The organism is Streptomyces sp. NPDC001351 (genome assembly GCF_042896045.1).
Classification (GTDB): domain Bacteria; phylum Actinomycetota; class Actinomycetes; order Streptomycetales; family Streptomycetaceae; genus Streptomyces.
This window is the reverse complement of sequence record NZ_JBIAWS010000003.1, coordinates 121,747-141,064: the sequence shown is the minus strand read 5'-3', so window position 1 is coordinate 141,064 and position 19,318 is coordinate 121,747. Positions and strand designations below refer to the sequence as shown.

Below are 19,318 nucleotides of genomic sequence, written 5' to 3'. Positions count from 1 at the left end.
CCGGGCCGGAGGAGCTGATCGTGCAAGTCGCCCGTGCGCCAGTGGTGGTGACGGTGCATCTCCGAGCAGAGCGCTGCCCCGAGCCGAGTACATCCGGGATCACGAACCATGCGCCCGGACGCCTGGCACCTCACCCAAGACGTCGACGGACATCGACGACTTCCTCGCCCGCGCCGGAGACCTTCTCCGCTCGCGCCCCGCACTGCACAACACGCCGCTCACCACGCTGGAGAAGTGGCGAACCCGACCGGGCGCCTTCATCCCAGGAGCCGTCCTCTTCGGCCTACCGGAGCCGGCGGGGGAGACCCAAGCGATCTTCTACCGCCCGCCGACCCGCCGGCTGACCCTCATCCCACTCTCCGCCGAGCGGTCGAGGCCCTCGCCGTCCATCCGACCGGCCGCGGCCACACCCTCGCCCGCGTCACCGCGGACCACGACACCGCCACCGCAAGAGCAGTCCGTCGCTCGCCCGCCGGCGCCCTCGAAACGCCGCGGCATACGGATTTCGGCCGTCCTCCACCCCGTCCCGGCCGTTGCGGTCGCGGCCGGGGGCAGGCTGCCTTCAAAGCACCGCGAGAAGAAGGCGAGAGGGCCCATGCCCGAGTTCAACGACGGTCAGCGAGAGACCGAACTCCCGACATCGGCGCACGTCGAGACCGATGTGCTGATCGTCGGCTCCGGCCCGGCCGGTGCCTCGGCGGCGCTGTTCCTGTCGACCCTGGGGATCGACAACATCGTGATCACCAAATACCGGTGGACCGCTAACACGCCCCGGGCGCACATCACCAACCAGCGGGCGATGGAGATCTTCCGCGACATGGGGATCGAGGACCAGGTGCTGGCCGACGCCACCGCCCATGACCTCGTCGGCGACACCGTCTTCTGCACCTCCATCGCGGGCGAGGAGATCGGCCGTATCCACACCTGGGGCACCCGGCCCGACCGGGAGGCGGACTACCGGCTGGCCTCGCCCTGCCTCACCGTCGACATCCCGCAGACCTATCTCGAACCGATCCTCGTCAAGAACGCCACCGTCCGCGGCACCCAGACCCGCTTCTCCACGGAGTACCTCTCGCACACGCAGGACGGCACGGGCGTCACCGTCCGGGTCCGTGACCGGCTCACCGGCCAGGAGTACGGCATCCGGGCGAAGTACCTCATCGGCGCCGACGGTGCCCGCTCCCGGGTCGCCGAGGACATCGGCCTGCCCTACGAGGGCGCGATGGACATCGCCGGTTCGATGAACATCACCTTCAAGGCCGACATCGCGTCCTACGTCGGCCACCGGCCCTCGGTCCTGTACTGGGTGATCCAGCCGGGCGCCAACGTCGGCGGCATCGGCGCCGGCCTGGTCCGGATGGTCCGCCCGTGGAACGAGTGGCTCATCGTGTGGGGCTACGACATCGACTCCGAGCCCCCCGTGGTCGACGAGACCGAGGCGATCCGCATCGTGCGCCAGCTGCTCGGCATCCCGGACCTGGAGGTCGAGATCACCGGCACCAGCCTCTGGGGCAACAACGAGATGTACGCCACCCACCTGCACAAGGGCCGTGTCTTCTGCGCGGGCGACGCCATCCACCGCCACCCGCCGAGCAACGGCCTGGGCTCGAACACCAGCGTCCAGGACTCCTACAACCTGGCCTGGAAGCTCGCGGCCGTGCTGCGCGGACAGGCCGACCCGTCGCTGCTGGAGACGTACTCGGCGGAGCGTGCGCCCGTCGCGAAGCGGATCGTCACCCGCGCCAACAAGTCCAGCCGCGAGTTCGTCGACCTCTTCCAGGCCCTCGGCGTCCTCGAAGCCAAGGACGAGGACGAGATGCGGGCCCTGATCGAGGAGCGCAAGGCCAACACCCCCGAGGGCGCGGCCAAGCGGGCCGCACTGGTGGCGGCGATGGAGACCAAGAACTACGAGTTCAACGCGCACGGCGTCGAACTCGGCCAGTTCTACGAGTCCGCCGCCGTCGTCTCCGACGGCACCCGCCCCGCCCCGAGCAGGGACGAGGACCTGTACCACGTCATGTCGACCAGCCCCGGTGCGCACCTCCCGCACGCCTGGGTCGGCGACAACGTCACCAAGCTCGCCCTGATGGACCTGGCGCCGTACACCCGCTGGACCCTGCTCACGGGCATCGCCGGTGAGGACTGGGCCCCTGCCGCCGAGAAGGTCGCGCAGGACCTCGGCATCCCGCTCGACACCGTGGTGATCGGCCCCGGCCGCGAGGTGACGGACCTCTACTACGACTGGGCCAAGCTGCGCGAGGTCGAGGAGTCCGGCGCGATTCTGGTGCGCCCCGACAAACACGTCGCCTGGCGCTCGATGAGCCTCGCCGACGACCCCGAGGCGACCCTGCGCGGCGCCCTCGCCCAGCTCCTCGGAAAGGCGTGACCGTGCGGTTCATCCACGAGACCCTGCCGCAGCGGGTCGTCTTCGCCCCCGGCGCGGCGCCGGCCGCCGTGGCCGCCGAGGTGGCCGCGCTGAAGGCGACGAGGGTGATGCTCGTCGCCGCACCGGCGGAGGCGGCCCTCGCCGACCGCCTCGCCGCGGACCTGCCGGTGGCGGTGCGCCACGACGAGGTCGTCATGCATGTCCCGGTCGACGTCGCCGAGCGCGCCCGCAAGGCCGCCACGGAGGGTGCCGTGGACGCGCTGGTGTGTGTCGGCGGCGGCTCGACGACCGGCCTGGCCAAGGCGGTGGCACTGACGACCGGCCTGCCGATCGTGGCCGTCCCCACCACGTACGCCGGTTCCGAGGCGACGAACGTCTGGGGCCTGACCGAGGGCGAGGTGAAGACGACCGGGGTCGACCCGCGGGTCCTGCCGCGCTCGATCGTCTACGACGCCTCGCTGCTGTCGAGCCTGCCGGTGGAGATGTCCGTGGCCAGCGGACTCAACGCCCTGGCCCACTGCGTCGACTCCATGTGGGGGCCGCGCGCCGACCCGATCGACCGGGCCCTGGCCGCCGAGGGCATCCACGCGCTGGCCCAGGGTCTGCCCGCCGTGACCGCCGACCCCACCGGTCTGGAAGGGCGCGAACAGACCTTGTACGGCGCCTATTTGGCCGCCGTCGCCTTCGCCTCGGCCGGCTCGGGTCTGCACCACAAGATCTGCCATGTGCTGGGCGGCATGTTCAACCTCCCGCACGCCCAGACCCATGCGGTGGTGCTGCCGCATGTGCTCGCCTTCAACGCCCCGGCCGTACCGGAGACCGAGCGGCGCGTCGCCGAGGCCTTCGGCAGCCCGACGGCGGTGGCGGGACTCGCCGCACTGCGCGAGACGCTCCACGCCCCGCGCGCACTGCGCGACTACGGCATGCCCGAGGACGGCATCGCCCGCGCGGTCGCCCCCGTCCTGGCCGCCGTCCCGGCCGGCAACCCCACTGCTGTCACCGAGGAGAACCTCACCGCGCTGTTGCGCGCGGCCTGGGAAGGAAGTGACCCCGTATGACGCTCCACGATGTGTCTTCCGAGCAGGCGGCCCGGGAGGAAGACCTGATCGCGCGCGTCCAACGCTCCTTCGACGCCTGCCAGGACCCCCGTCTGAAGGAGCTGATGCAGGCCATCGTCAAGCATTTGCACGCCTTCCTGCGCGACGTCCGCCTCACCGAGGAGGAGTGGAACAAGGGCATCGAGTTCCTCACCGCCGTCGGCCATCTGACCGACGACAAGCGCCAGGAGTTCATCCTGCTCTCCGACACGCTCGGGGCGTCGATGCAGACGATCGCCATCAACAACGAGGCCTACGGCGACGCCACCGAGGCCACCGTCTTCGGCCCCTTCTTCGTCGAGGGCTCTCCGGGGATCGAGCCGGGCGGGGACATGTCCTTCGGGGCCGCCGGCGAGCCCTGCTGGGTCGAGGGGACCGTCTCCGACGCCGACGGCAACCCGATCGCCGGGGCGAAGATCGAGGTGTGGGAGGCGGACGAGGACGGGTTCTACGACGTCCAGTACGACGACGACCGGGTGGCCGCCCGCGCGCACCTGTTCACGGAGGCCGACGGGAGCTACCGCTTCTGGGGCGTCACACCGACGCCGTACCCGATCCCGCACGACGGACCCGTGGGCGCGATGCTGGCGGCGACCGGCCGCTCGCCGATGCGGGCCTCGCATCTGCACTTCATGGTCGAGGCGCCCGAGTGCCGAACCCTCGTCACACACATCTTCGTCCGGGGCGACGAACTGCTCGACTCCGACACGGTCTTCGGCGTCAAGGAGTCCCTGGTCAAGGACTTCGACCGGCGTCCGGCGGGCACGCCGACACCGGACGGACGGGTCGTCGACGGCACCTGGACACAGGTCCGCTTCGACATCGTCCTCGCCCCTGCCGACGGGCGCGGATGACCCGGGTCCGCGACGACCTCCTCGCCGCCTGGCCACGACGACCCCGCCGCCGCCAGGCTGCGGGGTCGTTCAAGAGCCATGACCGGGGTCGCGGCGCAGCACAGGGCGCAGGTCCTCGATGACGTTGGGGTCGTCCACCGTGGAGGGGATGGGCTCGTCCAGGCCGTCGGCGATGCCACGCATGGTCTTGCGCAGGATCTTTCCGGAGCGGGTCTTGGGCAGGGCCGGTACGACGGCGACGTCCTTGAGGGAGGCGACGGCGCCGATCTGTTCGCGCACGAGCTGCACGAGTTCGGCCTCGACCTCGGCCGGTTCGCGGACGGCGCCCGCCTTCAGGACGACGAGGCCGCGCGGGATCTGACCCTTGAGGGGGTCGGCGACACCGATGACGGCGCATTCGGCGACGTCGGGATGGGTGGCCAGGACCTCTTCCATGCTGCCGGTGGACAGCCGGTGTCCGGCGACGTTGATGACGTCGTCGGTGCGGCCCATGACGAACACATAGCCGTCGGCGTCGATGTGCCCGCTGTCGCCGGTGAGGTAGTAGCCGTCGAAGGCGGAGAGATAGGAGCCGATGAAGCGCTCGTCGTCGTTCCAGAGGGTGGGCAACGCTCCGGGCGGCAGGGGCAGTTTGACGACGATCGCGCCGTCGACGCCGGGCGGCGCGGGCTGCCCCGAGGGGTCCAGGACGCGGACGTCCCAGCCCGGCAGCGGACGGGTGGGCGAGCCGGGTTTGACCGGGGCGGCCTCGATGCCGACCGGGTTGGCGACGATGGGCCAGCCGGTCTCCGTCTGCCACCAGTGGTCGATCACCGGGATGCCGAGGAGGGCGCTCGCCCAGTGGTAGGTCTCGGGGTCGAGCCGCTCGCCGGCGAGGAAGAGGCAGCGCAGGCGGGAGAGGTCGTACTCCGCGGCGAGGGCCCCCTTGGGGTCCTCCTTCCTGATCGCCCGGAAGGCAGTCGGCGCGGTGAACATCGTCTTGACGCCGTACTCGGCGGCGACGCGCCAGAACTGGCCCGCGTCCGGAGTGCCGACCGGCTTGCCCTCGTACAGCACGGTCGTGGCGCCGGCCAGCAGCGGCCCGTAGACGATGTACGAGTGCCCGACCACCCAGCCCACGTCTGAGCCGGTGAACATGGTCTCGCCCCGCCCGATGTCGTACACGGCGCCCATCGACCAGTGCAGGGCCACCGCGTAGCCGCCGCAGTCGCGGACAACTCCCTTCGGCTTCCCGGTCGTTCCGGACGTGTAGAGGATGTAGAGCGGGTCCGTCGCGGCCACCGGTACGCAGCCGGCAGGCGTCGCGGTGGCGACCACGTCGGCCCAGTCGAGATCGTCCGGCCCCAACTCGGCCCGCTCCTGAGGCCGTTGCACGATCACACACTTCTCCGGCCGGTGTCCGGCGAGTTCGATCGCGCGGTCCAGCAGCGGCTTGTACGGGATGACCCGCTTGCCCTCGATGCCGCAGGAGGCGGTGACGACCACCTTCGGGGCGGCGTCGTCGATGCGGACGGCGAGTTCGGGCGGCGCGAACCCGCCGAAGACGACCGAGTGAATGGCACCGATGCGGGCGCAGGCCAGCATCGCGATGGCCGCCTCCGGGATCATCGGCATATAGATGACCACCCGGTCGCCGTGCCCCACGCCGAGCCGCGAGAGCCCTCCGGCGAAGGCCGCCACCTCGTCCCTCAACTGCGCGTACGTGTAGGTGCGCCGCGTGCCGGTCACGGGGGAGTCGTGGACGAGCGCGGGCTGATCGCCCAGGCCGGCCTCGACGTGCCGGTCGAGCGCGTTGAAGCAGACATTGAGCCGCCCGTCGGGAAACCACCGGTGGAAGGGTGCACCGGAGGAGTCCAGGGCGCGTTGCGGAGCGACATCCCAGTCGATGCCCTCCGCGGCCCTCAGCCAGAAGCCCTCCGGGTCTTCGGTACTGGAGCGGAAGAGATCCTCGTACGTTCCCATTGCGCACTCCTTGGTGGCATCGGGGGCAGGTGGGCAACGGCGTGCGGAACTGCTGTCGGCGCAGGTTTTTTCTATCGTCAGCATGTCCCGCGCGGCCAGCAGAACCCGCCTTGCCTCCACATTCGGTTCGGCCCACGCGCCGAGGTGGGCACGGACCCTGAGAACTCTCAGGTACTGCCCTGCGAACGCCGCACCTACGGTCCTGGTACTGCCGAGAAGTGAGGGGGATGGGCTGATGGCACTGCACGGTGACGGTGTGGACGGGACCTCCGCGGTACGGGACGGGTTCACGCTCGCGCGACTGATCGATCCGGTGGATGAGGAGACCTTCCGGCAGGAGTACTGGGCCCGGCAGCCGCTCCTCGTCAGCCGGGGTGCGCCGGGCTACTTCGCGGAGTTGCTGACTCTGGCCGACATGGACCGGGTCCTGTCGCTCTCCAATGTCCGCGACGGCGACTTCCGGGTCGTACGGGACGGCAAGGAGACGCCCGTCAACCAGCTCAACTCCCGCCGGGGTGAGGGCGGCGCGCACGGCCTGGAGGTCCTCTACCAGCATTACCGGGAGGGCTCCACCGTGGTCGTCAATGCGCTCGAGCGGCGCTTCGCGCCACTGCGTCAGCTGGCCTACGCACTGGGCACCGAGATCACCGCGCGCATCCAGGCCAACATCTATGTGACGCCCGCGGGGAACCGCGGCTTCAAGCCGCACTACGACACGCACGACGTCTTCATCTGTCAGGTGCACGGCAGCAAGCGGTGGCAGCTCTTCGGGGCCCCGCTGGACCTGCCGCTGGGCAGCCAGCCGCACAACAAGTCGCTGCCCGAGCCGACGGAGCCGCTCCAGGAGTTCGACCTGTGCGACGGCGACGTGCTCTATCTGCCGCGGGGCACCCTGCACGCGGGCACCTCGAACGACCGGACCTCTGTCCACATGACGCTGGGCGTGCACCCGATCCTGTGGCACGACGTGTTGGAGGAGGCGATGCGCGGCGCGGCCCACGCCGATGTCCGCTTCCGCCACGGGCTGCCGCTCGGCTTCGGCTGGGACGAGGAGGCACAGCGCACGGCGCAGGAGACCGCGGCCCACCTGGTCGCGGCGCTGGCCGAGCGGCTGCGGCCTCAGGAGCTGGTGGAGGCGTCCCTGGCGCGTTCGCTGGTGCTGAGCCCGCCGGACCTGCTCGGTCATCTGGCCGACCTGGAGCACCAGGCCGAGGTGGAGACCGACACGAAGGTGCGCCGGCGGGCCGGGCTGCCGTTCCGGCTGGGCGTCGACGGCGAGCTGGTCAACCTGGACTTCCACGGCAAGACCGTGCAGCTGCCCGCGCATGTGGAGCCCGAAGTGCGCTACGTGGCGCAGAGCGGCGGAGCGGGGTTCACCGCGGCCGACATCCGCGGTGAGTTGGACGGACCGGGGCGCCTTCTGCTGGTGCGGACCCTGGTCCGCGAGGGATTCCTCACCCTCGCCTAAGACAGTGACGCACTGTCATGGCCTTGTGAGAGGAGGTGAAAAACCATGGCGACATCGCTCGATCCCGAAGACATCCGGGTGCTGCACGCGGGCACGGTCGTCCGGCCGTTCAACGACGGAGGGTCAGGGACCCCCGGCAACAGTGACCACCCCGACGGGAACTTCGACGGCGACATAGGGGACGACGACGACTGGGACCTGTGGGACCACAAGAAGTGACCTGGTCGTACGGGTGAGGGCCGGGGCCGCGCAACCCGCGCGGCCCCGGCTCCGCGCACGCCGGACAGGAAGGGGGACCATGCAGACTCGGACACCGCCGGCAGAGCCGGCGCCGCGCGTCTCGGCGCGCCGCGTTGCCGGGCTCTTCCGCCCGTACACCGGGCGGCTCACCGTGGTCCTGCTGATCGTCACCGGGTCCTCGGTGCTGGCGCTGGCACCACCGCTGATGCTCCGCGAGTTGCTGGACGTGGCCCTGCCGCAGGGGCGGACGGGGCTTCTGACGGCTCTGGCGGGCGGGATGCTCGTCCTCGCCGCCCTCGGATCCGCGGCAGGCGTCGTCCAGTCCTATCTGACGCTGACGGTCGGCCAGCGCTTGATGAACGACCTGCGCGGGGCCGTCTACACCCACCTGCAACGCATGTCCCTGGCCTTCTACACCCGCACCCGCACCGGTGAGATCCAGTCCCGGATCGCCAACGACGTGGGTGGCATGAGCCAGACCGTGACCACCGTGGCCGTGAGCACCGTCGGCTCGGTCACCACTCTGGTCTCGGCGCTCGTGGCGATGGTCGTCCTTGACTGGCGTCTGAGCTGCGCATCGCTGGCCATGCTGCCCGTCTTCGTCTGGATCAGCCGATCGGTCGGTGCGGAACGGCGGGCGATCACCCGCCGCCGCCAGGGGCAGCTCGCCACGCTCTCCTCGCTGGTCCAGGAGTCGCTCTCGGTCGACGGCTTCCTGCTCGGCCGGGTGCTGGGCCGCCGGGCAGCACTCACCGAGCAGTTCTCGCTCGAGTCGGAGCGCCTCACCGATCTGACCATCCGCTCCAGCATGGCTGGGCGGTGGCGGCAGTCGGTGATCCAACTGATCATGTTCGCCATGCCGATCACCATCTACTGGCTGGCCGGTCTCACCGCGTCACACGGGGTGCCCGCGCTCTCCGTCGGCACACTGGTGGCCTTCACCTCCCTGCAGCAGTCGCTCTTCGCGCCCTCGGTGCAGCTGCTCCAGACCGGAGTTGCCGTGCAGAGCTCCCTCTCCCTCTTCGAGCGCGTCTTCGAATACCTGGACCTGCCGGTGGACGTCCCGGAGCCCGCGCGGCCGGTGCCGCTGCCTCGCCCGCTCGGTCATGTCCGCCTTGAGGGCGTCCGCTTCGCCTACGGGGAGCGCACGGTGCTGCGCGACATCGATCTGGATCTCCCGCCCGGCACCCACCTGGGGGTCGTGGGCGCCACGGGCGCCGGAAAGACCACTCTCGGCCACCTCGTGCCGCGCCTGTACGACGCGGTCGCCGGCCGGGTCAGCATCGACGGCGTCGACGTCCGCGAGCTGAGCCTGGCCACCCTCACCGCCACCGTCGGCGTGGTCACCCAGCACACCTTCCTCTACCACGCGAGCATCGCGGACAATCTGCGCGCCGCACGCCCGGGCGCCACCGACGGGGAACTGGCCGCCGCGGCGCGCGCGGCGCAGCTCCACGACCTGGTGGAAAGCCTGCCGGAGGGCTACGACACCGTCGTGGGCGAGCAGGGGTACCGATTCTCCGGCGGCGAGAAGCAGCGGCTGGCCATCGCCCGCGTGCTGCTGCGCGACCCCCGGGTGCTGGTGCTCGACGAGGCCACCAGCGCGCTGGACACCCGCACCGAGCGGGCGGTCCAGGAGGCGCTGGACCGCCTGGCCGCCGGACGCACGACCATCACCATCGCGCACCGCCTCTCGACCGTGCGCCACGCCGACCAGATCGTCGTCCTCGACCAGGGCCGCATCGTCGAACGCGGCACCCACCCCGAACTCCTCGCCCTCGGCGGACGTTACGCCGCACTGGCTCGGTCCGCACGCGATCAAGACGCCGCGTCGGACACCTTGGTGTAGGACGCAACGAGCCGCAGAACTCCGGTTCGCGAACGGTGTGCCGTGACGTGACTAGGAGCCCATGTCGGAGAAGGACGTCAGCCGAAGCGGCCCGACACATAGTCCGCCGTGCGCTGGTCCTGTGGGGTGCCGAAGATGTCCTCCGTGGGGCCCGCCTCCACGATTCCGCCGGGGGTGCCCTGTTCGGCGAGGAAGAAGGCGCACTGCTGGGAGACGCGGGCGGCCTGCTGCATGTTGTGGGTGACGATGACGACCGTCACCTCGCCGGCGAGTTCCTGGATCGTCTCCTCGACGCGGCGGGTGGAGGTGGGGTCGAGGGCCGAGCACGGCTCGTCCATCAGAAGGACTCGGGGGCGTACCGCCAATGCCCTTGCGATGCACAGGCGTTGCTGCTGGCCGCCGGAGAGCGCGCCGCCGGGCTTGCGGAGCCGGTCGTGGACCTCCTTCCACAGGCCGGCCCGGGACAGGGACTCCTCGACCAGCTCGTCCTTCTCGCGGCGCCCCGCACGGCGGCCGGTCAGGCGCAGGCCCGCCACCACGTTGTCGTAGATCGACATGGCGGGGAAGGGGTTGGGCTTCTGGAAGACCATGCCGATGCGGCGGCGGGCGTCCGTCAGGCGCCAGGACGGGTCGTAGATGTCCTCGCCCTCGAAGAGCACCTCGCCGCCGAACTGCGCCGCCGGGATCAGCTCGTGCATGCGGTTGAGCGTGCGCAGGAAGGTCGACTTGCCGCAGCCGGACGGGCCGATCAGCGCGGTCACCCGGCCCGCGGGCATGGTCAGCGACACCCGGCTGAGCACCTGGTGGCTGCCGAACCAGGCCGAGACGGCCCGGGCTTCGAGAGTGGCGGGGGCGGCGGTCTGCACCGCCGGCAGGACGATCGTGTCGGTCACGTCGGTCACCTCACAACAGGTTGGGCAGGAGTTCGGTCATACGTGTGGCGACCTGGAGGCCCAGCACCGCGACGACCGGGGTGAAGACGATCCATGTCTGGTGGCGGCCCCAGCGGTGCCAGGCCCATACGGCGGCCACCGCGGCGAGCAGCAGCGCCTGAAGCCACATCACCAGCGGCCACGGCACCCCGGAGGGACGGGCCAGCGGCTCCTCGGAGTCGGGGAGGGTGCCGGAGCGGATCACCGCCGGCGGGGTCTGGAAGGGCGCGGAGACCAGGTCGGCGTCGATGCGCAGGACGCCGGCCGGCACGAAGCGGGCACCGGTGGCGGTGACCAGGACCAGGCGGCCCTTGCCGGCGGGCGCGGCGGCGGGCGCCGGGTCACCGGCCCGTCGTACGTCGAGGACCTGGTACGTCGCCCTGCCCTGCCCGGTGATCACCGTGACCCTGTCGCCCGCGGTGAGCGAGCCGAGCCTCCCGAAGGGGCCGCCGTAGGCCGCGGCACGGCCCATCAGGACACTGGTGCCGGACTGGCCGGGCATCGGGGTGTCCCGGCGGTGGCCCGGGCCGTCGGTCAGGACCGAGGAGTCGGTGCCTTCGAGGACGACCTGGGTCATCCCCAGCCGGGGGACGTCGACGATCGCCACGGGAGTGCCGGGGGCGAGCAGTCTGCCCTGCTGGTCGGTCTGGGCCACCGGGGCGGTGCCCAGGGCGAGTTGACCGCGCAGCTCGTCGAACGCGGCGTGCTGCGCGGAGTGTTCCTGGATGCCGCTGACCAGCAGCAGCTGTGCGGTGATGCCGAGCAGCAGGGCGGCCAGGCTGAGCAGGCTGCCCCGGGCGAGGTGGCGGACCACGGTGACGCTCCGGACGCGCGTGAGCGTGAGGGGTACGGCGACCGTCACGGCGGCCCGCCTCCTTTGCGAGGTTGGAAGGGGGCTGCCGGGGAGGAGGGGCCCTCCCCGGCAGCCCGGTGGGAGGTGGATCAGGTGGACTTGATGGTGAAGGTGGCGCCGGACTTGGCGGCGACCGTCGAGGAGCCCGCGTAGAAGGCGTGCAGGGTGTGCGTGCCGCGGCTCAGCTTCGGCAGGGTGAGGGTCACCTTGCCGCCGCTCAGGGTGCCGGTGGCGATCACCTTGGTGCCCTCGTAGATCTTCACGGTGCCGCCCGGCGTGGTGCCGGTCGCGGTGACCTTGACGGTGACCTTGGCCTGCGAGGTGTGGCTCACCGAGGTGGGCGCCGTGGTGGTGATGGACGCGGTCGCCTTGGTGACCTTCAGGGTGGCCGTCGCCGAGGACGAGTACAGCTTGCCGTTGCCCGCGTAGGAGACGGTCAGCGTGTGCGTGGCGACCTTGAGGTGGTTCGACAGGGCGATGGTGACCTTGCCGGAGGTGTTCAGGGTGCCGGTGCCGAGGACCGTGGTGCCCTCCTTCACGGTCACCGTTCCGCTGGGGACGACCCCGTGGCTGTCGGTGACGGTGACGGCGACCTTCGGGGCCTTGCCGTACGGGGTCGTGGCGACGGCGGCGCTCGTGGTGCTGGTGTACTTGACCGAGCCGGTCCACGTGGCGTCCGTGCCCAGGCCGTTGACGTTCGCGGCGGTCACGGTGGCGGTGTAGTTGCCGAGTGCCAGCCCCGTGAAGCTGTACGTCGTCGTGGCCGCCGGGACGTCCTTGGTGGCGACGACGGCGCCGTCCGCGTCCTTCAGCGTGACGCGGTAGTCGGTGACCGGGTTGGCCGGGGCCGGGTTCGGTGCGGTCCAGCTGAGCTTGAGGCTCGTGTCGCCCGGGGTCGCCTTCAGGGTGGGCGCGCCCGGAGTGGCCAGGTTGGCGCCCGCGTTCTCCAGGCCGCCCTGCTTGGCGTGCTTGGCCAGGTTGACCGAGCCGTTGTACGACTCGTTCAGGAAGCCGAAGTCCGAGATGACCTGCTCGGCGCTGTCGGAGGCCACGTCCGCGGTGTGGCCGCCGCTGGTGACGAAGACGTCGTAGAGGTCCTTGTCGAAGAAGACGCTGGTGGTGTCGATGGCCCGGGTCGGGACGACGTTGTAGACGTCGCGGCCGAAGGTGGCGTTCTCGTAGTAGCCGGAGACCGGGACCAGCTTGCCGTTCACCGTGGTGACCGGGCTGGTGGCGCCCGTGTCGCCCGGCAGCTGGATACTGGCCAGGTGGGCGCCGGCGGCGACCGCGTCCTTGCTGTAGTCCGGGGCGATGCCGTTGATCTGCGCGATCCAGCTGCCCACGGAGAACGGGACGAGGGTGCCGTCCTGGGTGAGGGCGGCGTTCGCCTGGTTCTCCTGGACGGTCGGCAGGGACGTGTCGACGGTGTTGCTGTCCAGGCCGATCGCCGCGAGGAAGAACTTGCGGGTACCGGAGTTGGCCTGCGGGAGGACCGGGTGCAGGGTCTGGCCGTTCAGCGTGCGCACGCCGCCGGCCTTGTAGATGTCGTGCAGCTGGTCGGCGGACAGGGTGTCCAGGCCCGAGCCGCGCACGGCGACACCGACCGCGTCCCGCGCGAAGGGGATGTAGGTCAGTGCGGTGCCGGAGTTGGTCGGGCCGCTGGAGGAGCGGGCGAAGTCGACCTGGCCGGTGATGGCGACACCGTCGCCGTTGGGGAACTTGTCACCGTCCAGCGACGCGCTGAGCGCCTGCCGGCCCGCGCCGGAGCCGTTGGGCCGGGTGAAGGACGGCCCGGCCGTGCGGGTCTGGATCGTGGCGGAGCCGATCGCGTCGTAGGAGGCGACGCCCGCGCCGGACGCCGATTTCACGGCGGTCGCGGCGTAGCCCTTGCCGTTGACCGTGTCGCCGGCGAGGGCGTTGAGCACGTCCTGGGTGGTGTCGGAGCCCACGCCGACGAGCTGGCGGAAGGTCCCGGCGGGGGTCGGGTCGGCGTACGCCGGGCTCGCGAGAGCCAGGCCGCCGGCCACCACCGCGGCGGCGACCAGCGTCGCCGTGGAGCGCGTTCTGCGCATCGAGAGTCTCCGTGACTGTGCGAAGGGGAGGATCTGGCAAGGTGGTACCGGCCGTCCGCCCCGACTGCCTTTCGGGGCGGACGGCCGTCTGTGGGGGCGCACTTCGGCGCCCGTTCTCAAGGCCGCAGCAGCCTGCGCAGCCGCTCCGGCAGGGCGAGCCCGGGTACGACGGTCACCGTGCGGCCGCCCGGGAGCGGCACCCGCAGCGGCAGCCGCAGCCGGCTTCCGCCGGCGAAGGGGGCGCCCGCGCCGGCCACGGCGCCGAGGGCGGCACCGACGGGAACGGCGTAGCGCAGGGGGTTGGCCGGGTCGGCGGGCGTCTGGCCTGCGGCCGTGGTCTGTACGGCCTTCCCGCCGCCGTACGACGCCTGCGCGCTCGGCGTGGCACTCGCGCCGCCCGAACCGGCGCCCGTACCGCCTGCCGCCGTACCGGCGGAGCCGCTTCCGCTCGCGCCCGTGCCGATGGTGCCGGAGCCGCCGGTCCCGCCGTGCCCGGCGGCTCCCCCGGCGCCGGCGGAGGGACCGGTGTAGTGCAGCAGCGCGGCGGCCGCGTGGGCCGTGCGGGTGCGCAGGGCCTTGGACAGCGGGGCGTACCCGGCGGGCAGGCGGCCAGGGTCGGCGCCGCTGATCTGTCCGCTGCCGGCCGCGTAGGTGAGCAGGGCCGCGTAGTCCTTGCGGGCGTCGGCCTCGAGCTTGGCCGGACGGAGGGCCGCGTAGACCAGCTGGGCCAGCGGGTAGGCGCCCTTCGCCTTGGTGTTCGACGGGGTGATCTCGGCGACGTCCTTGCCGGAGGCGCTCTTCGCGGCGGTGGTCAGGGAGGCGGTCGTCGGCGCCACGAACCTGCCCGCCGCGTTGAGCAGTCGTGCGGTCTGCAGGCCGTACCGGGCGGCCGAGGCCGCGTCCGTGATCGTGATCATGAACCGGGAGCCCACGGTCTGCGGGCCGGGGGTCTTGAACGCGGGCGGGCTCGACAGCGGGTCCCAGTTCGCCTTCCACAGGCTGTCGGCGCGCAGGGTGTGCAGTGCGCCGGCGTGCATGTCCGGCACGTACGGATGGAAGTCGATCATGCACTGCTTCTCGGTGGCCCCCGTGCCCGGCGGGATCGTGCACCAGGGGTCGCTCTTCGGGTAGGTGTCGGTGCCGGCCGGGGTGAAGGCGAAACCGGTCGGGTTCAGGTCCGCGTTGGTGGAGAAGTACGGGTTGACCCGCATGCCCCAGTCGTCGGACACCCCCGCGAGGAAGTTGCGGGCGTCCTTGTCGGCGACGATCCACTGCCAGACGGCGCGGGCCGAGTCGCTGTGGCCGAGCGAGGTGAGCAGGTCGGTGTCGGTGGCCGGGGTCTCGGCGACCGACAGCTCGGCGAACTCGGGGTTGAGCGCGATGAACTCGGGGTCGCTCGCCAGGCCCGCCGGGTTGTTCTTCGCCCAGCCGTAGCCCTTGGCGGCGGTGGAGCCGACGACCGCTCCCCAGGGGGAGTTCCGGTAGGACTCGGTGAGCAGTTTGGCGACCAGCCGGGGGTTGAGGTCGAGGGAGGTGACCTTGCTTCCGGCGAGCCGCTGCGTCGCCGCGGAGGCGCCGGCCCTGGGCCGGCGTTCGATGGTGAAGCCGATGACGGTGCCCGAGAGTGCGGTGGGCGCGTACACGGTGCTGTCACTTGGGGCGGTCGTGCCCGCGTCGGCGCCCAACGCCCGGGTGGTGAAGGCCAGTCCGGAGGAGCCGTCGTTGCCCAGCCGGGCGCGGGTGTCGGGCTCGCCCAGCTCGGTGTAGCCGTACACCCGTCCGGTCGGGCACAGGGCCGTCTGCCAGCTGGTCATCGCGTCGGCGGCCAGCTCGCTGCCCGCGGTGGGGCGTTCCTTCGCGCCGAGGGCGCAGTTGGTGCCGACCGAGTTGAAGTCCAGGGGGATGGCGACGCGGTTCTTCCAGTTGGTGGAGGAGACCGGGGAGCCCGCGTTGACCTGGCTGTGGTCGGCGTACGGCTTGCCGTCCAGGTCGAGGTGGCCCTGCGGCACGATCACCAGCCAGCAGGAGCGGGGCCTGGTGACGCCGTTCGTCTTCACCGGCTCGCCGCAGCCGAGATGGGGGGCCTCGTTGGCGGTCTGCACCTCGAAGTTCTCCGTGCCGCTGCCGTCGGCGCCGGTGCGGGCGAAGTCGACCTCGTTGGTGGTGTTGCGGCTGAAGTAGGGGTTGTTCTGGGTGTTGCTGGTGACGGTGGCGCCGCTGACCGGCTTGAAGGGGACCTCGCCCGGAGCGTTGGGGTTGGTCGCCCCGTACCGGTCGTCCTGGCCGTAGTTGGTGGGTTCGGCGCTGTAGAAGACCTGGCGGGTGTCGTCGTAGTCGTTGCCGGGCCAGCTGCCCCGGCCGGTGGTCGGGGAGGCACCGTACTGGCACTGGGTGCGGGGCGGCCCGGGGTTGGACGGGACCGTGCCGTCGTCGTCTCCCCAGCACTGCATGATCTGCACGAAGTCGGTGTTGAACAGCGTGCCCGCGAACGTGGTCGGGGTGCCGCCCGTCCAGGAGACCGTGACGGCCTGGCTGGTGAGGTGCCTGGTCTGGCCGACGGTGAACTTCATGTCCTTGAACTCGCCGCGCCCCGACACGGTGACGGCGGATCCGGCGTCCGCGGCCGTCGCGGGCGGCGCGGACTGGGCGACCGCGAACCCGGCGAGCGCGCCGACGGCGGTGCCGGCGACGACACGCAGGAGCAGACGTCGTAGGCGGTTCATCGGGAGCCCCCGTCCGAGGCGCGCCGGATCATCCGGGAGACCACCGAGGGCAGCAGGACCAGGCCGAGGACCAGGAACGCGGCGAGCACCATCAGCGTCTGTGTGCTTGTCCAGCCGCTGCGTCCGGCGACCGCGACGGGCTGGGCCAGGGCGACGGTGCCGCCCGCGGTGGCGGAGCCGCCCCCGGTGCCGTCGGCCGTGAGGGTCTGGCCGGTGTCGGGGTCGACGGACGGCTGCCCGCCCGCGCCGGAACCGCCGCCCGCTGCCGTACCACCCGCGGCGGAGCCGCCGCCCGCCGCACTGCCGCCGGAGGACCCGCCCGCGCCGCCGCCCGAACCTCCGCTGCCACTACCGGACTTGGCGCCCCCGCTGCCCGTCGTGCAGGGCGCGGCGCCCTGCTTGTCGCAGGCCGCCGGGTAGGGGGCGGTCTCGGCGAGCTTGTTGCGGCCGTCGGCGGTGAAGGTCGGGTTGTTGCAGCCCTTGATGTTGATGTTCTGCGTCCGCACACCCGGGATACGGCGGATCTGGTCGAAGCCGGCCCGCACCAGGTTGATCGGCAGCGGCGAGTAGCCGAGGTCGGGCGCCTGCTGCTGGCCCTGGCACATGAAGTAGTAGGAGAACGCGCCGAGCGTCTTGCCCTTGGCCTGGGTGAAGGTGCCCTGCACCTTCAGCGGCAGGATCATGTACGAGTAGCTGGACAGCGGGTAGTTGCGCCGGTCGCTGTCGTTGTAGACGCCGTCGAGCTGCTGGGTGAGGTAGTCCGGGGAGCTCTTGTCGGTGTTGATCTTCGCCTTGAGCAGCGAGACGGCCACGTTCTGCGGGGTCGGCTCGGTGTAGTAGCCGGCGTGGTTGAGGACCTTGGCGACCGGATAGTGCGCGTTGAGGGCGTAGGAGTAGTTGACGTAACCGATCGCGCCCTCGCCGTAGTTCTGTGCGACATAACCGGCCACACCCAGGTCGCCGGACTGGGCGATCATGCCGGAGACGGTCGGGTAGTACGAGGTCTGCCCGCACGCCCCCGAACGGCCGACCCGCCCGCAGTACGCCTGCCACAGCGCCTTGTGCTGGTTGGCCATCCACATCGTGAACTGGGCGGTGGAGCCCGAGCCGTCCGAGCGGACGACGGGCACGATCTGGCGATGGGGCAGCTGGAGGCCGGGGTTGTCGGCCTTGACGGCCGGGTCGTCCCAGGTCTTGATGACCCCCGTGAAGATCTTTGTGACGACGTCTCCGGACAGACGCAGGTTGGTGACCCGCTGGCCGTTGACCGTCAGGTGGTACATGAAGACGGTGCCGCCCGCCACGATGGGCATGTAGGCGTACGAGCCCGCGCCGGGGCGCTCTGCCGCGCTGCCGTCGGTGGGGTGGGTCTGGAACGGGATGTCCGAGACCGCGAAGTCGACGGTGCCGCTGAGGAACTGGCGGCGGCCGTCGGAGGAGCCCGTACCGGCGTACGAGATGCGCATGCCGTACTGGTTGACGGCCCGGCGCCACTCGTCGACGGCGTTCTCCGCCCAGGTGGAGCCGGCTCCCGCGATGGGGGTGTAGCTGTCGGCGGCGGCGGGGGTGACGAGGATGCCGGTGAGGGTGCTCAGGAGCACGGCCAGGATGCCCAGCCGGCGCAGGGCGTTGATGACGGGGCTGGACATCAGTGGCTGTCTCCGGGGTCGTCGGTCTGCTCGGTGGCGAACAACTGCGGGGCCGGAGCGTGCAGTTCGGCGAACCGCTCCAGGTCCCGGCGTGAGGCGCGGGCCGTTCGGCGGGCCTGGCGCCTGCTCTGGTGGCCCGGTCCGCGGCCGCCGATCACCCGGGCGATCACGAAGAGGACCAGGACCAGGGCCATCAGCACCGCCGCCGCGCCGAAGCCGCGCGCGATCATCGTGGGCTGCGGGGACTTGACGAAGTTGAAGACGGCCAGGGGGAGCGAGATCATCGGGCCGCTCGTCGGGTCGGCGTTGAGCGCGGCGGTGAAGCCGGCGGTGAGCAGCACCGGTGACGTCTCGCCGATACCGCGTGCGGTGCCGAGGATGACGGCGGTCGCGAGGCCGGAGCGGGCGGTCGGCAGGACCACGTGCCACACCGTCCGCCAGCGCGGGGCGCCCAGCGCCTCGGCGGCCTCCGTCAGCGTGCCGGGTACCAGGCGCAGCACCACGTCTGCCGCCCGGATCACGATCGGCAGCATCATCACGCTGATCGCGAACCCGGCCGCGAGCCCCGACTTCTGCATGCCGAGTCCGAGGATCCAGATCGCGTACACCATCAGACCCGCGACGATCGACGGCAGCGCGGTCATCGCCTCGACGATCGTCCGGACGAACCGGGAGAAGCGACCCGGTATCTGGGTGAGGTAGACCGCGCAGGCCAGCCCGAGCGGCACCGTGATCGCCAGCGCGATCGTGATCATGATGAGGGTGCCGAGCATCGCGTGGGCGATGCCGCCGTCGGTGAGCGGGTCCAGCGGGCCCGCCGCCTGCATGTCCTGGGTGAAGAAGTTGCCGTGCGGCAGCGCCTCGCGCCCCCGCCAGGCCGTGAAGCCGACGACCAGGGCGAGGCCCGAGAACAGCAGCACGGCCGCCGTCCACAGCACGACCGTCATCACCCGGTCCCGTACCGCCTGAGCATCCTCCTCCAGGCCGGTGAGTACGGCGTAGACGGCGAGGAAGGCGACGTAGGCGGTGACGACGAAGCCCAACGCGCCGGAGAACGGGGCGAGTCGGCCGAAGAGGAGCAGGGTGATGCAGAGGCCGGAGGCGGCGGCTCCGCAGAGGGAGAGGACGCCGGAACGGGTGGCGCCGCCGATGCGGCGAGGGCGGTCGATGAGGTCCGCGGAAGTCGCCTCGACGGCGGGCGCGGTCTCTTCCACGACGGTGTCGACGGTCATC

The 19,318-nt window shown here is 71.3% G+C and carries 13 protein-coding genes; 6 read left to right on the top strand and 7 right to left on the bottom strand.

Going from position 1 to position 19,318, the window contains the following annotated elements; genetic code table 11:
• Nucleotides 1-595: 595 nt before the first annotated feature.
• From ACFY1U_RS10980 to ACFY1U_RS10970, 3 genes are read left to right on the top strand one after another with little or no spacing between them, the layout of a single operon-like run.
• Complete coding sequence (locus ACFY1U_RS10980; protein WP_390693802.1) at nucleotides 596-2,386, top strand: FAD-dependent oxidoreductase; 1,791 nt, start codon at nucleotides 596-598, stop codon at nucleotides 2,384-2,386.
• A gap of 2 nt (nucleotides 2,387-2,388) precedes the next feature.
• Nucleotides 2,389-3,444 (top strand): maleylacetate reductase, encoded by a 1,056-nt coding sequence (locus ACFY1U_RS10975; RefSeq protein ID WP_390693801.1) that lies wholly within the window; start codon nucleotides 2,389-2,391, stop codon nucleotides 3,442-3,444.
• Nucleotides 3,441-4,337: an intradiol ring-cleavage dioxygenase gene (locus tag ACFY1U_RS10970; RefSeq protein WP_390693800.1), complete on the top strand. Its 897-nt coding sequence runs from the start codon at nucleotides 3,441-3,443 to the stop codon at nucleotides 4,335-4,337. Before ACFY1U_RS10975 ends, ACFY1U_RS10970 begins: the two co-directional genes overlap by 4 nt.
• Nucleotides 4,338-4,406: 69 nt before the next feature.
• Here the strand turns inward: ACFY1U_RS10970 and ACFY1U_RS10965 are convergent, their stop codons facing one another.
• Nucleotides 4,407-6,299 carry a propionyl-CoA synthetase gene (locus ACFY1U_RS10965; RefSeq protein WP_390693799.1) on the bottom strand — a complete coding sequence of 631 codons (1,893 nt, stop codon included), beginning with the start codon at nucleotides 6,297-6,299 and terminating at the stop codon, nucleotides 4,407-4,409.
• A gap of 235 nt (nucleotides 6,300-6,534) precedes the next feature.
• Here ACFY1U_RS10965 and ACFY1U_RS10960 point away from each other — a divergent pair, with 235 nt between their 5' ends.
• The 3 genes from ACFY1U_RS10960 to ACFY1U_RS10950 all read left to right on the top strand — a co-directional run bounded on the left by ACFY1U_RS10960 (nucleotide 6,535) and on the right by ACFY1U_RS10950 (nucleotide 9,856).
• Nucleotides 6,535-7,767: a cupin domain-containing protein gene (locus ACFY1U_RS10960; protein WP_390693798.1), complete on the top strand. Its 1,233-nt coding sequence runs from the start codon at nucleotides 6,535-6,537 to the stop codon at nucleotides 7,765-7,767.
• Between the two features lie 45 nt (nucleotides 7,768-7,812).
• Nucleotides 7,813-7,986: a hypothetical protein gene (locus tag ACFY1U_RS10955; RefSeq protein WP_365844067.1), complete on the top strand. Its 174-nt coding sequence runs from the start codon at nucleotides 7,813-7,815 to the stop codon at nucleotides 7,984-7,986.
• Between the two features lie 79 nt (nucleotides 7,987-8,065).
• Nucleotides 8,066-9,856, top strand: a complete 1,791-nt coding sequence (locus ACFY1U_RS10950) for an ABC transporter ATP-binding protein (protein WP_390693797.1) — start codon at nucleotides 8,066-8,068, stop codon at nucleotides 9,854-9,856.
• Nucleotides 9,857-9,933: 77 nt separating this feature from the next.
• On the opposite strand, the gene pstB is transcribed toward ACFY1U_RS10950, so the two are convergent.
• The 6 genes from pstB to pstA all read right to left on the bottom strand — a co-directional run bounded on the left by pstB (nucleotide 9,934) and on the right by pstA (nucleotide 19,317).
• Nucleotides 9,934-10,722, bottom strand: coding sequence for a phosphate ABC transporter ATP-binding protein PstB (gene pstB / locus ACFY1U_RS10945; protein ID WP_390694505.1), 789 nt, complete (start codon nucleotides 10,720-10,722; stop codon nucleotides 9,934-9,936).
• Nucleotides 10,723-10,759: 37 nt separating this feature from the next.
• Entirely contained in the window at nucleotides 10,760-11,650 is an 891-nt protein-coding gene (locus tag ACFY1U_RS10940; RefSeq protein ID WP_390693796.1) for a sortase, read from the bottom strand.
• Nucleotides 11,651-11,730: 80 nt separating this feature from the next.
• Nucleotides 11,731-13,713, bottom strand: coding sequence for an Ig-like domain repeat protein (locus ACFY1U_RS10935; RefSeq protein WP_390693795.1), 1,983 nt, complete (start codon nucleotides 13,711-13,713; stop codon nucleotides 11,731-11,733).
• 116 nt (nucleotides 13,714-13,829) lie between these two features.
• Nucleotides 13,830-16,436, bottom strand: a complete 2,607-nt coding sequence (locus tag ACFY1U_RS10930; protein ID WP_390693794.1) for a hypothetical protein — start codon at nucleotides 16,434-16,436, stop codon at nucleotides 13,830-13,832.
• Complete coding sequence (gene pstS, locus ACFY1U_RS10925; protein WP_390693793.1) at nucleotides 16,433-18,085, bottom strand: phosphate ABC transporter substrate-binding protein PstS; 1,653 nt, start codon at nucleotides 18,083-18,085, stop codon at nucleotides 16,433-16,435. The genes ACFY1U_RS10930 and pstS overlap by 4 nt, the downstream gene beginning before the upstream one ends.
• Nucleotides 18,085-19,317, bottom strand: a complete 1,233-nt coding sequence (gene pstA / locus ACFY1U_RS10920) for a phosphate ABC transporter permease PstA (protein ID WP_390693792.1) — start codon at nucleotides 19,315-19,317, stop codon at nucleotides 18,085-18,087. Before pstA ends, pstS begins: the two co-directional genes overlap by 1 nt.
• Between the last annotated feature and the right edge of the window lies 1 nt (nucleotide 19,318).

Coding starts and splice junctions, on each gene's coding strand:
- ACFY1U_RS10980 (WP_390693802.1), top strand. CDS start 596: ATGCCCGAGTTCAACGACGGTCAGCGAGAGACCGAACTCCCGACATCG.
- ACFY1U_RS10970 (WP_390693800.1), top strand. CDS start 3,441: ATGACGCTCCACGATGTGTCTTCCGAGCAGGCGGCCCGGGAGGAAGAC.
- ACFY1U_RS10965 (WP_390693799.1), bottom strand. CDS start 6,299: ATGGGAACGTACGAGGATCTCTTCCGCTCCAGTACCGAAGACCCGGAG.
- ACFY1U_RS10960 (WP_390693798.1), top strand. CDS start 6,535: ATGGCACTGCACGGTGACGGTGTGGACGGGACCTCCGCGGTACGGGAC.
- ACFY1U_RS10955 (WP_365844067.1), top strand. CDS start 7,813: ATGGCGACATCGCTCGATCCCGAAGACATCCGGGTGCTGCACGCGGGC.
- ACFY1U_RS10950 (WP_390693797.1), top strand. CDS start 8,066: ATGCAGACTCGGACACCGCCGGCAGAGCCGGCGCCGCGCGTCTCGGCG.
- ACFY1U_RS10935 (WP_390693795.1), bottom strand. CDS start 13,713: ATGCGCAGAACGCGCTCCACGGCGACGCTGGTCGCCGCCGCGGTGGTG.
- ACFY1U_RS10930 (WP_390693794.1), bottom strand. CDS start 16,436: ATGAACCGCCTACGACGTCTGCTCCTGCGTGTCGTCGCCGGCACCGCC.
- pstS (WP_390693793.1), bottom strand. CDS start 18,085: ATGTCCAGCCCCGTCATCAACGCCCTGCGCCGGCTGGGCATCCTGGCC.
- pstA (WP_390693792.1), bottom strand. CDS start 19,317: ATGACCGTCGACACCGTCGTGGAAGAGACCGCGCCCGCCGTCGAGGCG.